The sequence below is a fragment of the Chryseobacterium sp. HNCC26DJ240 genome (assembly GCF_057180485.1).
Genome location: NZ_JBXUGK010000008.1, coordinates 321,392 through 336,875 on the forward strand (window position 1 = coordinate 321,392; position 15,484 = coordinate 336,875).

A 15,484-nucleotide genomic window follows, 5' to 3' on the forward strand; every position below is an offset into this window, starting at 1 on the left:
GTATTTTTTTGTTTTATAATATTATTTTTAATCAACATTCAAAGAATATTTTCAAGCTTTGCGAAGCAAATTTTATTTGCCTTGGCTTTCTTAAAAAATATGCAATATTAAAAATAATCTTTGCGTTAAAAACAGTTTTTGTAATGATTGAAAAATTATTGAATGCGTTTTTTTTACCACAAGGAACACAAAGATTTTTCACAAGGTTCACAAGTGTTGGTTTTTAATGAAATGCTTAGTGTTTTTTGTGGTATAGTCACATCATGAAGAAAAAAGATAATCAAAAACGAAATCATTTAAAAAACCAAATTACTCTCATGAAAAAAATCCTCATACTTCTTCTCATTATTTATTCTGTTTTCACTTTTTCTCAAAACAAAAAACAGGAATTACCATGGTCAAACGGAGCTTTACAGGTCAGTTCAAACAACAGATATTTACAGCACAAAAACGGAAAACCTTTTTTCTGGTTGGGAGAAACCGGTTGGCTTCTGCCGGAGCGTACCGATCGTGATGAAGTTGATTTTTATCTAAGCCAATGCGCAAAAAACGGGTACAATGTCGTTCAGGTACAAACGATCAATGCAGTTCCGGCTTACAATAAATATGGGCAACCTTCGATGACTGACGGTTTTGATTTCACAAACATCAATCAGAAAGGAGTTTATGGATACTGGGATCACATGGATTATATTGTAAAAACTGCCGAGAAAAACGGAATTTACATTGGCATGGTCTGCATTTGGGGCGGCTTGGTAAAAAGCGGAAAAATGAATGTGGAAGAGGCAAAAAGTTACGGTAAATTTCTGGCTGAACGTTATAAAGATTCTCCAAATATCATCTGGTTTATTGGAGGTGATTTAAGAGGCGACATCAAAACAGAAGTTTGGGAAGCTTTAGCCAAAAGCATAAAGTCCGTTGATAAAAACCATCTGATGACGTATCATCCATTTGGTGCTACAAGTTCCGTTGATTGGTTTAATGATGCTGATTGGTTAGACTTCAACATGTTTCAAAGCGGTCACAGAAGATACGGACAGCGAAAAGGCGACGGCGAAGCAAAGAAAATCGCCGATACCGAAGAAGACAACTGGAGATATGTAGAAAAGGCGCTTACCAAGAAACCTTTGAAACCCATCATCGATGGAGAACCGTCTTACGAAGATATTCCGCAAGGACTGCATGATGCCAGCGAACCGAGATGGAAAGATAACGATGTAAGACGATATGCCTATTGGTCGGTCTTTGCAGGTTCTTTTGGGCATACGTACGGTCACAATTCCATTATGCAGTTTTACAGGAAGGGTTTGTCTCCGGCTTATGGAGCGAACCGCCCTTGGTATGATTGCCTTGAAGATTCGGGTTTTGTTCAGATGCAACATTTAAAAAATCTGATGTTGAAATTTCCTTATTTCGAAAGAATTCCCGACCAAAGTATCATCAAAGGAAACGCTGGCGAACGTCATGACAGACTCATTGCCACACGCGGAAATGATTATTTATTGGTCTACAATTATAGTGGTCGAAATATGGAAATCGATTTATCCAAGATCACCGGAAAGCAGAAAAAATGTTGGTGGTACAATCCCAGAACAGGTGAATTCAAATATATCGGTGAGATAGATGGTAAGAAAATTTTACAGATCACTCCTGAGAAAGAAAACGACGAGGCGAAGGATTTTGTTTTTGTAGCGGTGGATGATTCTAAAAATTATTTGAATAATTAATCTCACTCTTTTGTATTATACTAATTAGTAAGTAATTTACACAATTCAGCGAATTTTTGATCATTATTATTTTCAGGACTATTTCTAGTAACTAAATGATATTTACCATCAACCAAAATCTCCAAAATCCATTCTTCTCCATCCAAAACGATATTTGGATCATGTGTTCTCATATTCCAATAATTAATATCATTTGCTTTTGAAATTAACTTATTCCATTTTTCTACACTGATTTTCTTTGTGTACTCTTTTATTATTTTTCCTGTTTGATATCCTCCTAATCCATCACTTTGCCTATAGGTTAAAATTGTTTGGTCATTTTGAAGTTCCATTTTATAAACAAAGGGATTTGACCACGTTCCTAAATTTGTATATCTAATAATTTTTAAATTTTCGTTTTTTTTATCAAAAAGAGATACTTCTTTAAGTGAATTCAAATGTTTTGAATACCATTTGTTTACGAATAACGAAAGCGAGTCGTTCGGACCATTTCTAATTGTATCTCTAGGATATTCATTTTCATTATAGGTTGCGAAATATAATTTTCCATTGTAATCTTTTTCATCGTCTTTTGGCGAAATAATTTTTTTACTCATGCAACTCATGTTTAAAAATTATAATAACGAAAAATAATAAAAGTTTTCCCATTTCTTTATTTTGTAAATGATTTTTAAATTAAAAAAAAAATTCGCAAAGCTACCTCCACGAATTTATATAAATCAAAATTTTATTATTTACTTTTTCTTTTCCGACTTCACTGCCTGCCTCGCCAGCAATTTCCAATCCTTCTTCACCTTAGTCCAAACCAGCAAAATATCCAAAGTCACATCGCCCGGAGCTTTCCCCAAGTCAGCAGTCGTAGCGTAAAAATGGTGACGGACAATGGCTGTATTACCAACAATCTGTATGTTTTGATTAGAAATGTCAATCGTTAAAAAATCAGATTTTTTACTGACCAGTTTTTCTACAAATTCTTTTGCATCATCAATATGACCTCCCGAATGTCCGTAAGTAAGTTCCGGAACAATTAATGATTCCAAAGCAGATTTTTCTCCGCTGATCATTGCTGCTCTCAGTTTTTCTGCTGCATCCGCTATAGCTTGAATATCATTTTTTTTCTGTCCGAAAACAGTGATTGCCACTAAAAAACTCACGGCAAAAATTAATCTTCTAATCATTTTAATTAAATATTTTTTGTCGAAATTTTGTGAAAAATTTCAAGTTATTTCCAATAAATATTTGGACTTTCCTTTATTAAAACATAATTTTCATCAATCATCAATCATCAATCATCAATCATCAATCATAATGATTCCCTCTGAATAAATTTAAAAACATTATTCACCTGCTCCTTTTTATTCTTTAAAATCATGTAAGCAGCAGATTCTCCCATTGCCTTAAAATCAGTGGTAATCACGGTAATTCCCAGCAATTCTTTCAAAGGTGTTTCGTTGTAGGAGATAATTCCGATGTCTTCACCCAGTTTCAGATTTTTCTGACGGATTTGTTTTACTAAATTCACCAAATCACGTTCACGAATAGTGATGAAAATATCTTTGTCCTGCAGTTCCATGTCGGGATAGATTTCATCCAGAATTTCGTAGTCGAGTTTAAAATCTCTGCAAAACTGCTCAAATCCCCGAACGATACGGAAAGGGTAGGGATGAATCGACTTGTCGGGATAGACCAGAATTATTTTTTCGTAGTTTTTTATTTTATCTAAACCTTCCTTTAAAGCTTCATAAATATCGTGCTCAAAATCCTGAAAAATAGATCCATATTCACCGGAAATATTAGGTTTTGTGTTATCTAAAAGTAAAAGTTTATTCTTCGGAATCTGTTCGATAATATCCAAAACTTCCTGCGTAGAACTCGTATGTTTCGACTGTTCATCACGGAAATGAGGCATTACTACGTAATAATCAAATCCGCCAAGGTTTTTCTTTAGGGCATTGATGAAAAGCGTTTCGTCGCAGTGGTAGATGTACATTTCCACATTTCCTTTGGTACCGATTGCATTGACGAAATAATTATAAATCATCATTTTATACGTGCTCGGTTTATTGATCAGAAAGAAAATATTGATGATATCGTTCTTGTTGATTCGGGAAATGTAGTAGCCTTTCCCTTTCACAGATTCAATGATCTGCCTTTTGCGAAGCTCTTTGTAGGCTTTTTCCACAGTATCTCTGGAGAGAAAGCAGGACTCGCTGAGTTCATTAATTGAAGGAATTTTTTCTCCGATTTTTATTTGTCCACCATCAATTCCGTTCAGAATAGAATCTACAATCTGTTTGTATTTCGGAACTCTGGAGTTTTCATTGATGTTTATTTCTAATGTTTCGGCCATGATATTTTACAGATAGGAACGCAGTTCAGTTAAAAATAAAAGCAATAATCAAAAGCGATTAATTGCTGAAAACAAGATACAAAAATTTGAAGTAACGGAATGATGAATGTTTTTAATAACGGAGATAGTTGAAAACTCTTAATTATCAATAGTTTATAAATTTCTTGTAAAAACTATTTAAATATTCAAAACTCCCATATCGACCTTCAAGTTTTTCAAAAGCCTAAAGAATTAGCATATTTCACTTTTCACTCCAACACTCAACCCCTCAAAAAAACTTCTCTCAAACTCCCAAACCCTACAACGCAAAAACCCTCTCACAAAAAAAGCCTGCCCTTTTCAGAGCAGACTTCAGAAACTATATGAATGTGAAATTTTTTAAGGCATTTTCTTAAAACCTTCTGCTTTTATTTTCCAGCTTCCGTCTTTTGGAAAACCAGGGAATTCTCCGGTCGAGTTGTCCCAACCCTCCAGCATCATCGCAACGGTGGTCAGAACACCACCATTTCCTGGAAGATAAATTCTCAATCGTTTGTCCTGGAAATTATGTCCGTTTTTCAGATAGGTGTTGGTTTGAATGTTCATAAACAAAGCATCCAACGCTTTATTTTGAAGTCCCAGTCTAGCTGCGTTCATCGCTGTCATCGGGAAATCCCATCCCCAGGTGTGTTCCCAGTTCCATCTTTCCCAAACGATATCCAACGTGTTTTTCATTATTTTTTTATCCAGTTTCGGAGATTCCGGAACCATTCCCAATGCTCCTAAAACAGCAGGGTGGTCGGTCATCCATTTTGGAAATGTGAAAGAATCTTTCGCTGATTCTGTCGATAAATAAACACCATCCTGAACAGGAAGTGGAGCTAGTTTATTGATGACATCATCCCACTTTTTATCTCTAGGCTGTCCTAATCTTTCTTTCCATTGCTGAGCAATTTTCAGTGACCAATCCCAGTACGCAACTTCGTAAGTCGGGTTATAAGTGTCTTTAGCAGGGAAAACTTCCTGAGCCGGAATCACTCCCTTACCTAAGTTGTAGCGGTTTTTCTCTTTATCATAGGTCGCAAAATCAGCCATAAAATCTGCCGTTGCAAAAATCAAATCTTTGTATTTTTCCAGTACTTTTTTGTCCTTACTGTTTCGGTACAAAAGTTCGGTCATATAAATAATGTGTGGCTGTTCCCAAATCAAAAATGCTGCAACAGAAGACGGACTTTCATTGCCTTCGTTATCAGACATTTTAATCCAACGAACACCTTTGTAACCTTGTCTTTCGGCTAATTTTTTAGCTTTGTCAAACGACCTGAAATAATAATCCAGTTGCTTCTCCAAAATTTCCGGTCTTCCCCAAAGTGCAAAGTGAACGCCGTGCCACCAGTGCATTTCTGTGTGCGGTTTTCCGTACCAGCTGTTGAAGGTCAAACCCGTTTCCTGAGGCGGATTGCTTCCTCCACACTGAACTTTAGTTAAGTATTCTGACAAGACAACTCTTCTCTCCAGCTCATTGGCTCTCGGGTCTGTACTTCCTTCAAAATCCACTGCAGCACCGCTTTCCCAGAAGTTTTTCCAGCCGGAAGCACTTTCTTTTTCAGCATCAGTGAATAATGTTCTAGCGGATTTCGGACTTTTAGCTGAAAACTCAACACTTAATTCAACGGTTTTATTTTTCGAAGAAGGCTCATAAACGAAATAATGTTTTTCTGCCTCACGAAGTTTTCCTTCCGTAAAATTGAATTGAGTGAAATATTCTGTGCTTTGTAATTTGTGCTGAATCAGACCCTGCGTCGACTGTGAAGAAATAATCTTCGTCGTATGTTCATTTTCTCTTCCGTAAAACGCCGCGTCATCCAAAAACTGTCCCGAGGGATGTGGATATTTGGCAAAAACTTTAAGCTTTCCTTTAGCCACCAAATCAGATTCAATTTTCACCCCGATTTTATCTGAATTTTGGAAAGAAGCCGTCCAGACCTTTACCGGAGTTCCTTCCAGAGAAAATTCACTCGTGATAATTCCAGTCCACAAATCAATTTTCTGATTGATGTTGGTTAAATCTGAAATTTTCGCTTTCTGACCGTCTTTTTTCGTCAGTTCAATCCCGATATTTCCCAATTGCAAACGGTGTTGATTCACACGGAAATATTCCACAGCACCTTTATTTCTTTCCGGTTCTTTGATTTGAACAGAGTATAAAGCTTTTCGCCCGTCGTTATTGAAATCATAAGGTTTTAAAGTTTCCTCAAACTTGTAATTTTCTTTATTCAGAAAACTGTTCCAACCCCATTCAGACTGTGTTCCGAGAGAAACACCGTTTTTGTAATATTCAGGAAACGACTGCATTCCGGTAATGTCAACTGTGTAGGCAAATTTTCCGTTTCCAACCGTAAAAGTGGAAAGCGTATCGGCTTTTGTGTTGACAATGTTATGTCGTTGAACGACCTTTTTTCGGTCGATTTTCTGGGCATTCACTGAAGAAAATCCCATCAGGAAAATCCCAAGATATATTGTAATTTTTTTCATTTTAAATTTATTTAATTTTTCTTTACCGCAAAAGAGACAAAAGATTTTCCAGCGTAATCAGATATTCAAAAGACGGCAAAATGTTAATGGTAAATTCTACATTTTGCAAACTTTTGAAATCCTTTATCGCAAACAGTTCTTTTGTGGCTTTTGCGGTTAAATGATTTAATTATTTTTATTTTATCTGCCACGAATTCACGAATATTTTATCTAAAGCCTGTCCAAATTTCATCAGAATTATTTCCCCGACCATAAAGGGAGTAATTCTGATGAAATTTTCAAAACATTTTTCCACCCTTTAGGGTTGGGGAAAAGAAAAATGTTTTGAAAATTTTATTTTTATATAATCTTAAACATATTTTAATTCGTGCATTCGTGGCATCAAATCCTATTTCAAAACAGTCGCACTCATCATTCCGATGACAACATCGTTGCTCACTGCGGTTAGTTTTATCGATTTTAATTCTTTGTTCGGGTCAATCGGCAAATCCAGAATCGTAGCAGAACCACCATCCACCTGACGGTCTGTAAATCCTTTGATGCTTGAATATTTATCTAAAGTTCCACCTTTATACAATTCTCCGGTCTTTAGTTTTACACGATACGGAATTTTGTCATCCGGAATTTCAAACGCAAAATTATCATCAAACAAATCCTGCTCAATCGGCCACCAGTTTGTTGGATTTTTCAACTCTAATTCTGAAGTTGAACCATCAACATACTGAACTGTAATTTTTCCATTCACAATCTGAGACTGCATCGGGTTGGTAGTTCCCGCCATCAGAAAATAAATTTTCTTTCCTTTCCCTGAAACCGGAATTTCAAGAGAATCTGAATAGTTATCCCACTGACTTACAAACGCAATGTTTTTATCTGTTTTATCAATCAAAAATGGAACTCCAAGAAACTCAACTTTATTGTTTTTTCTTTTATTCATCAATCCACTGTCATCAATTTGCGCGGTGATTAACGGATAACACCAATTTCCGATTCCCTGCCACGGAAGCTGTAAAGTCGGAACTTCCAGTCTCGGAGAAAGGTATTTCTGATTGAAAATCTCAGTGACTTTTTCATTGTATTTTGATGCTAATGAAATAATGTTGAACTGACCTTGATTTTCAATTTCCCAATCGGTAATTTCAATATTTTGTTTAATTCCGTTATAATCAAGCGTGATAGAATTTGTTCCTTTGCTTAAATAATTTGTAGGAATTTCAATGGTTGAACTTTGATTTTTTTGAATAGAAAAAGTTTTATTTAAACCATTGACAGAAAGTTTTCCATTGATTGGATTTGCTGATTTTGACTGAATCTGTAGTTTCTTATTCACCCATTTTGTTTCTAAAGGAAAATGGATATCAACATTCACAGGCTGCCACCAACTTGTTCCATTTTGCTCGACCTGAACGAAGAAAGTTCCTTTTCTTTCTTCCTGAACCAAGTTAAATTGATTTCCATTTCGATTTTTAATTAATTCTTGAGGGTCGAGAATATCTTTAATTTTCTTTTTTGAATCAAAAGTCAACTGAAGATTTTCAGAAATATAATTGATATAATTGGTTTGCTCATTTTTGATTTCTTCTCCGGAATAACTGATTTCTATTTTAAAATCATTTCCTTTCAGCGTTTCAAACTGAACAAAAGGTTGCAAAATAGAATTCGGTTTAATTTTCCAATCCACTTTTTTACCATTCACTTTCACCGACTTGATGTTGGAATAATTAACAGGAATCTGCATTTCTAACGAAACAGGATTCTGATATTTTGAAGTGAAAAAATATTCAGTTTTCTTTGAATTTCTTTTAAATTGATAATCCCAGTCCGGAAGTTTCAATTCTGCAGAATTCCAGTCTTTCGGGAAACCAGGTTTGATGCTGATTTTATTTTCCAGTAATTTCGGATAAACTCCGAAAAGTCCTTCCGTCAAAGTTCTTGAAGCCACCCCAATTGGGTCAGCAAAATCTCGGTACAATTCTCCACGAAAAGCATCGTAATGAGAAAGCTGTTCAAAATTCCCCGGACTGATACCGTAATACATCGATTCAACCAGATTTCCTTTCCAAAGTTGGTACGCATCCTCATTTCTTCCAGCCTGCCAATATGCCAAAGCAGTCTGTAAATTTTCCGCCAAAGCCACATTGTTTATCGACCAGTCGTACGGTTGCCAGTTGGTCGTCGCTAAGGTAAAATAGTCTTTATTGTCCGCACCTTTTACCGTAATCGGAATTTTAGGTGTGTGATTAGTAATGTATTGTAAATTCTGATAATCTTCAAATTCATTCAAGATAAAAGCATCCGAAACGTGATAAATAGACCAGATTCCCGGTTTGTCGTGAACGATTTGATTGCCCAAAGCATCTTTATATTCAGCGAAATAACCTTTGTCTTTTATCCAAAGCTGATTTTTCATTGCTTTTAAAATTGCATCAGCTTCCTGTTCGTAAGGTTGCGGATTTTCACCGATTATTTTCGCCAGTTTCGCCATCTCACGGTTGGCTCTGTAATTATAAGCTGAAGTATGCGTCACTTTTCCACCCGAATATTGAAGCGCATCGCTCGCCCAAATGGCAGCATAGGCATCGTACAAATCACCACGCTTGAAATTTCGCTTTTCCCAATCCATATGGCGAACCATCGTTGGCCACATTTTTTTGAGAAATTCTTTGTCTCCCGTGTAATTGAAATGCGAAAACATCTGGTCAAAAAACACCAGATTCATATCGTAATGATGCGATTTTGTATTGTCATTCGGATTTCTGGAAATATATCCGCTTGAAAAAACAGAAGTTCCCATTTTCTCTTCGTGACGGGCAAGATGACGCATCGTATCCATTTCAACGGGTGCAAAATCCGGTTTTAAAACCTGTGAATTCGCATAACTTTCAAAATGTTCTTTTGCCCTGTCGTGCCAGCTTAAAGCATCGGCTGTGTAAGCGCCACGCCACGCATTCAACCGCATTCTCCACGCCACTGCACCGTGAAGGAATGTCGGACTTTCCCAAATTCCGTCGGCTGCAACGGCTAAATTGGCTCCGAAATTATTCAAATCCGCATCCGGAGTTTTTAGCTGAATTCTGTTCGTTAATGTCAAACGAACTTTTTCAGCTTCATTAAATATGTTTTTTAAATCTTCATCCGAAAAAATTTTATCTGATTTTCCTTTGGCAACCTGAATATAAACAGGTTGTTTTTGTGAAGAATAAGAAGCGTAAACAATCGGAGATTTGTCCGTTTTATTTTGATTAAACTCAGACAGTTTTTCTAAAGTCGTCGCATCGGTTTGCTGTAAAGAACCGACATTTGAAAAACTTCCGCTGACCGTTTGACTTTCCTTTTTCTTATTTAAATAATTAAGCTGAAACTGATTTTTATTAATCTGAAATTGATTATTCAGACAATATTCAGGCAACAGATAAAATCCGGATTCCGGGTCTGCACCAATGTCACCATTTCTGCTGAAAGTCGTTCCGCTCGCACCTCCGAAAACTGCATAGATTTTTGTTGATGAATCTATATTGAAAGTTTCCATTTTTAAAACCAAACCCTCTTCCTTAGCCTGTGCTAAAACAGTTAGTTTTAAACTTCCGTTACCCAAAATCGGGTCTTTGATTTCATACAGCATCGTTCCCGGTCGGTAACGTGTTTCAATTTTATCAGCCTTTATTAATTGTTTAATTGAATTTCCCTTCTGAATAACAAATTGAAGATTCCCACCCATTCCCGGAAGATACAACGCAAATTCCGGTAAATCTCCGGCTTCAACTCTCGATGCACGATTATCTCCGTACAAAGCACGATTGAATCTGTACTTTCCGTTGACCAATAAAAAATCGCCTATGTCTTCTTTGTAATGCAGTTCACGCTCGTTATTATGCCAGTGTTTCGACTGGGAAAACGAATGTGAAAATGCCGACAAGACAAGAAGTCCGGCGAAAATGGTTTTTCTTCGCATTTTATGGTTTTAACTCAGTTAATGGCTGTCCGTTAACGGTTACGTTCTTTAAAGTCACATTTTTTAAATAATCTACTTTGTAAGGAATCTGAACGCCAACCATTTTAGCATTAATCATTGTGAAATCCGTTACCGGAGAAGATTCGTAGGCGTCAGAAAATACGGCATACTTTCCACCTTTGTCAACAGTTAAATTTTCAACCCAGATATTTCTGATGGTCGGGATGTGATTTCCTGGCTTTTCATAATGCATATTGAAACGCACTGCCGCTTCTTTGTATGCGCCTACTTTTGTATTGTAGAAAAATACGTTTTCAATGGTTCCGCCACGGCTTGAACTGGTTTTAATTCTTAAAGCACGGTCAAGATTCTTACTGTCCATCACGTTTCCGATGGCGTAAATGTTTTTTGCTCCACCTGCAATTTCACTTCCGATTACAACACCGCCGTGACCGTCTTTCATTTCGCAGTTTTCGATGATGTGGTTTTCGGCTGGTCTTCCGATATCTCTTCCGTCCTCGTCTCTTCCGGATTTGATGGCGATACAGTCGTCTCCTGTGTCGAAATAGGAATCTTTAATCCAGACATTTTTACACGCTTCAGGGTCGAAACCATCGTTATTTGGTCCGTGGCTGATTACTTTTACCCTTTCAATTAAAACATTTTCACACAAAACAGGATTCAAATTCCACATTGGAGAATTTTTCACCAAAACATCCGCCATATAAAAGTTTTTAGACTTGTAAGGCTGTACGAAATTCGGTCTTAAATACCATCCGTCCCCAAAAATTCTTTCTCTTGCAGGCGTTCTGTTGGCCATATATTCATGAAGTTTCGCTCTCGCAGGATTTTGTCTTCCCGGACGGGATGCGTTGTAGCCATATTTTGTAGCACCGCACCAAAACCACCAGTTATCCAAATCTGAATTTCCATCCAAAGTACCTTTTCCGGTAACGGCGATATTTTCTTCCTCATAAGCGTAAATCAAAGAGGAATAATTCATACATTCCATACCCTCCCAACGCGTGAAAACGATGGGGTAGTCGTTGCTGTCCTGACTGAATAAAATTGTTGAACCGTCGGTTAAATGAAGATTAACATTAGATTCCAAATAAATTGCTCCCGTTAAGAAAATGCCATTCGGAACAACAACTCTTCCGCCACCTTCAGCGCTACACTTTTCAATCGCTTTTTTGAAAGCTTCCGTGTTTTTCGTTTTTCCGTCTCCAACTGCTCCGAAATCTGTAATTAAATAATCAACTTTTCTGAATTCCGGTTTTTTGATTTGCTTCTTTAAAGCTTTGATTTCTTTTAAAGGCTGTTTTGCGGAAGTCCACGGTTTGTATTGCGCCGATGCTGAAACTGACAACGCCAAAGCGAATAGAACTAGAATATATTTTTTCATAATGATTTAGATTCAAATTTTAAAACAATTTCTTGTATTGCAAACTAATATTAATGCGAAGAAAAATTATCCTGCACTGTCGGTACTTTGCAAAATGATTGTGTTGTGAGGAAAATTTAATACTATTTTGATTTTAATTCTCGCAATTTTTAAAGGTTTTCATATAACACATTATAATTATAAAATAATTTCTTGAAGAGCCTTTCCTCTTGTTTTTCATGAAAAAAAGTGATTTATCAAGATGAATTAGCGGGAAATTTAAAATTTTATGAGCTCTTTTTTTTATGGAAATGTCTTTATTTATGGTACTTTGTTAAGTGTTTTTGATTATCTGAAAACAAAGAAAAGATTTGAATTTAACAAAATTTAACATTCTGAATGTTTTTAATAGTTGATTTTTTTAATAATTAATAAAGGATATTGTATTCATTTTGAAGCAATGTATATTAGATTTAAAGTAATTATTATAATTATTAAGCAGTTTTATTAATGTACTGTTAATTCTTATTATTGTGATAATGCGTAAATTACGACGCCTTATTTGTTAAATTTGTACTAAAGTTTGTAAAAAAAGGTGGTAGGTATTTTGGAAATTAAAATATTGTTGTACTTTTACATCACCTTGAATGAGGGAACAAGTCAAGGTAATAAATTTTTTTTCATCATTTGTGTTTTTAGAATCGTATCGCCTGATACGGTTCTTTTTTTTATTTTTCATAATTCAGAAGAAGATCTACGAAGTAAGAATAAGTAACTGAGCCTTCTTGGCGGTTGCTTTTCAGGAAAAGATCATTGGTGAAACCAAAAAAATCTTCAAGTTTGCTTTCATGGCTTATCATAAAGTTTCTTTCGTAAGCACGGTCTCGTTTCATTCCCAAAGAATAGTTTTTGATAATATTTTCTACGAAGGCAGAATCTTCACTATTAATGTATCTCAATAAACTTTTCAGTGTAAAAAATTCTGTGCTGTAACGCAATTCTATGTTTTTAGAATTGATTCCCTTTAAGTAGGCGATGAAATTGGCTTCCTGCTCACGGGCAAAGCCTTGCTGGTGAGAAGTTTCATGAGCAATCGTAAAAGGGATTATAGAATTGGGAAGATTTGAATTAAACTGACTCTCGGCAGTAAACGGATTATAGTAACCAGAAATTCCGGTGTAGCTCATAATTTCACTAAATAAACTGTTTTTTACCGATATTGTTGACAGTGTTTTTTTTGAACTTATTAGTTTAGGGATTGCCTGTTCCTGATTTATAATTTCAGCAATCAATGTATTTCGATTTGAAATAATAAAAACGCCATTTTTATCTTCTTTGGTCTGCTGTCTTGTCGCAATGCATTTATCCAGATATTTCAAAGCTAAAATTTTTGCTTTTTCGATATTTGGTTTCTCTTTAGACGATATTTTTTTGATGATAGGAGTCTGAAAATACATCATTCCCCAGAAAATCTGATAACTGAAGTAGATGATGTTTAAAAATATTAAAATCCGGAGAAGAGCCTTTTTTCTCAGGTTTTTTCTAAAAATTTGAATCAATTGAAAAATTAAGAAAACTCCTGTTAAAATATAAAATACATCACCTGCTGAAAAAGGAATCCAACTAAATATTCTGATGTGAATGTTTTTCTGAAAGTCATACAGTTTTTCAAAAAAGACAATCCAAAATCCAAATTTTGAAAATATAAAGAACAAAACAAATTGGGCAAGTAAAATACCTGCCCAAAATCTTTTTTTATGTAGTAAAATACTCATGTTTTAATGACCTGCTGAAGTGGATTCGCCCATTTCGATACCTTGTTTTTTCAGGATTCTTGGGGTGATAAATCCGTAGAATGCCAGATATACGAAACATAAAACCGGGATTACATAAGAGAAATGTGTCCATGTAATTCCGAAAATTCCTTCCTTATTTACTTTGTCGAAGTCACAAATATAACCTTGAAGCAATGGGATGATACCACCGCCTAAAATCATCATTACCAGGAAAGATGAAGCTTTACCTGTGTTTTTACCCAATCCAGCAATGGCAAGGTCAAAAATTGAAGGCCACATGATGGAACAGAAAAGACCACCTGAAATGAAGAAATATTTTGCCATTTCTTTATCAGGATATACCAAACCGATTAACATCATTAATATACCGGCAATTCCGAAAATCATCAGGGTTTTTCCTGCAGTTTTTCCGCCCACGAAACTCATAACAATGAAAGCTAAAATCCAGAATCCGTAGATGTAGAACGAAGAAACGTCTTTTCCGCTGAGCGTATTCGCAACAATAATAATTGCAAATGCTACAAATGGAACGACAAATTTTAAAATGTTAACCGTAGTTTTAGAAAAATTGAAAACATTGATACTACCGTTCCATCTTCCAATCATCAGACTTCCCCAGTACAGAGAAACAAAAGGAGCGATATTGTGTTCCAAAACGCCGCCAAATTCTTTAGTGTGAAGCAAGGCTGGAAGATTTGATATAATAGAAACTTCAACACCAACGTAAATGAAGATGGCAAGCATTCCCAAATACAATTGTGGATAATTGAAAATGCTGAATTTTGAACTTCCTTCTTCAATAGTTTCTTCCTCATCCTTCGCAGGATCTTCAATTTTAGAGAAAAGCATAAATACCGCGACTAAAATAAAGGCAATTCCTAAGACAATAAACGGACCTTTTACCAGTTTCAGGTTTTCCTTTACAAACTCAATAGGATAGTTGATTGCGGAAGTTTTTTCTTTAATTTTCCCAAGTTTATCAGAAAAATCGTCTACCTGCAAATCGCTTGCTGTAGCAAGATTGTTCATTTGGTTGATTTCTGTATCTAAAGCATCTACATTCTGCTGAACAGTGCTTACAGCTGTTGCTACAGTTGTAGGATCATCTTTTGAATCCTGCTTCAGAGATGTGATGTTCTTTACAAGTTCGTCTCTGTGAGTGATATACTCGTTTTTAACGATTTCAATTTTAGATAGTTCTTTGTCAGATGGTGTAGTTTCTTTATCATTACCCATACCGAAAAGGGCAATACCTACAAGGATAGGTCCGATGGTGGTTCCCAAAGAGTTGATTCCTCCGGCAAGTGTTAAACGGTGAGCTCCTGTCTGTGGGCTGCCCATTTTAATGGCTAAAGGATTGGCAACAATCTGCTGAACAGAGAAACCAAGTCCTACTATAAACAAAGCCGTAAGGAAAAACCAGAAATTAGCTGAGGCAGCAGCTGGTACAAATAAGAATGCACCTAAAGCAGAAAGTACAAGCCCAACTGCCAATGTTTTTTTATAACCGAATTTTTGAAGGATATCACTTTTAATTGAAACAAGGAAAAATATTACCGAACCTACAAAATAAGCCACGTAAAATGCCCAGGCTACCAATTGGCTTTGCACCTGTGAAAGTACAAACCATTTTTTGAATACGGGAATTAGGATATCATTACTTGCGGCTACGAAGCCCCAGAAAAAGAACACTACAATGAGTGAGAGAAATTGAGACCATTTGGTCTGTTGCGGGTTTGAATCCATTTTGTTTTTTTAATT

The 15,484-nt window shown here is 35.8% G+C and carries 9 protein-coding genes; 1 reads left to right on the plus strand and 8 read right to left on the minus strand.

All coding sequences use genetic code 11. The annotated features are described in order from the left end of the window. Positions 1-317: 317 nt before the first annotated feature. Complete coding sequence (locus tag AC2A1G_RS17625; protein ID WP_484048202.1) at positions 318-1,727, plus strand: glycoside hydrolase family 140 protein; 1,410 nt, start codon at positions 318-320, stop codon at positions 1,725-1,727. Positions 1,728-1,747: 20 nt separating this feature from the next. Here the strand turns inward: AC2A1G_RS17625 and AC2A1G_RS17630 are convergent, their stop codons facing one another. From AC2A1G_RS17630 to AC2A1G_RS17665, 8 genes are all read right to left on the minus strand, one after another. Beyond that, positions 1,748-2,323 (minus strand): hypothetical protein, encoded by a 576-nt coding sequence (locus tag AC2A1G_RS17630; protein ID WP_484048203.1) that lies wholly within the window; start codon positions 2,321-2,323, stop codon positions 1,748-1,750. Positions 2,324-2,461: 138 nt separating this feature from the next. Continuing rightward, entirely contained in the window at positions 2,462-2,905 is a 444-nt protein-coding gene (locus AC2A1G_RS17635; RefSeq protein ID WP_484048204.1) for a nuclear transport factor 2 family protein, read from the minus strand. A 125-nt stretch (positions 2,906-3,030) separates the two neighbouring features. Continuing rightward, a complete protein-coding gene (locus AC2A1G_RS17640; protein WP_484048205.1) occupies positions 3,031-4,077 on the minus strand; it encodes a GntR family transcriptional regulator in 1,047 nt (348 codons plus the stop codon). A gap of 378 nt (positions 4,078-4,455) precedes the next feature. After that, a complete protein-coding gene (locus tag AC2A1G_RS17645) occupies positions 4,456-6,591 on the minus strand; it encodes a hypothetical protein (RefSeq protein ID WP_484048206.1) in 2,136 nt (711 codons plus the stop codon). A 388-nt stretch (positions 6,592-6,979) separates the two neighbouring features. Further along, a complete protein-coding gene (locus AC2A1G_RS17650; RefSeq protein WP_484048207.1) occupies positions 6,980-10,543 on the minus strand; it encodes a DUF4450 domain-containing protein in 3,564 nt (1,187 codons plus the stop codon). A 1-nt stretch (position 10,544) separates the two neighbouring features. After that, positions 10,545-11,948, minus strand: a complete 1,404-nt coding sequence (locus tag AC2A1G_RS17655; protein ID WP_484048208.1) for a glycoside hydrolase family 28 protein — start codon at positions 11,946-11,948, stop codon at positions 10,545-10,547. 707 nt (positions 11,949-12,655) lie between these two features. Beyond that, the gene (locus AC2A1G_RS17660) at positions 12,656-13,702 is read right to left on the minus strand and encodes a DUF3810 domain-containing protein (protein ID WP_484048209.1); all 1,047 of its coding nucleotides are present in this window, start codon (positions 13,700-13,702) and stop codon (positions 12,656-12,658) included. A 3-nt stretch (positions 13,703-13,705) separates the two neighbouring features. Then, on the minus strand, positions 13,706-15,469 hold the full coding sequence (locus AC2A1G_RS17665) for an MFS transporter (protein ID WP_484048210.1): 1,764 nt from the start codon (positions 15,467-15,469) through the stop codon (positions 13,706-13,708). Positions 15,470-15,484: the final 15 nt, after the last annotated feature.

Coding starts and splice junctions, on each gene's coding strand:
- AC2A1G_RS17625 (WP_484048202.1), top strand. CDS start 318: ATGAAAAAAATCCTCATACTTCTTCTCATTATTTATTCTGTTTTCACT.
- AC2A1G_RS17630 (WP_484048203.1), bottom strand. CDS start 2,323: ATGAGTAAAAAAATTATTTCGCCAAAAGACGATGAAAAAGATTACAAT.
- AC2A1G_RS17635 (WP_484048204.1), bottom strand. CDS start 2,905: ATGATTAGAAGATTAATTTTTGCCGTGAGTTTTTTAGTGGCAATCACT.
- AC2A1G_RS17640 (WP_484048205.1), bottom strand. CDS start 4,077: ATGGCCGAAACATTAGAAATAAACATCAATGAAAACTCCAGAGTTCCG.
- AC2A1G_RS17645 (WP_484048206.1), bottom strand. CDS start 6,591: ATGAAAAAAATTACAATATATCTTGGGATTTTCCTGATGGGATTTTCT.
- AC2A1G_RS17650 (WP_484048207.1), bottom strand. CDS start 10,543: ATGCGAAGAAAAACCATTTTCGCCGGACTTCTTGTCTTGTCGGCATTT.
- AC2A1G_RS17655 (WP_484048208.1), bottom strand. CDS start 11,948: ATGAAAAAATATATTCTAGTTCTATTCGCTTTGGCGTTGTCAGTTTCA.
- AC2A1G_RS17660 (WP_484048209.1), bottom strand. CDS start 13,702: ATGAGTATTTTACTACATAAAAAAAGATTTTGGGCAGGTATTTTACTT.
- AC2A1G_RS17665 (WP_484048210.1), bottom strand. CDS start 15,469: ATGGATTCAAACCCGCAACAGACCAAATGGTCTCAATTTCTCTCACTC.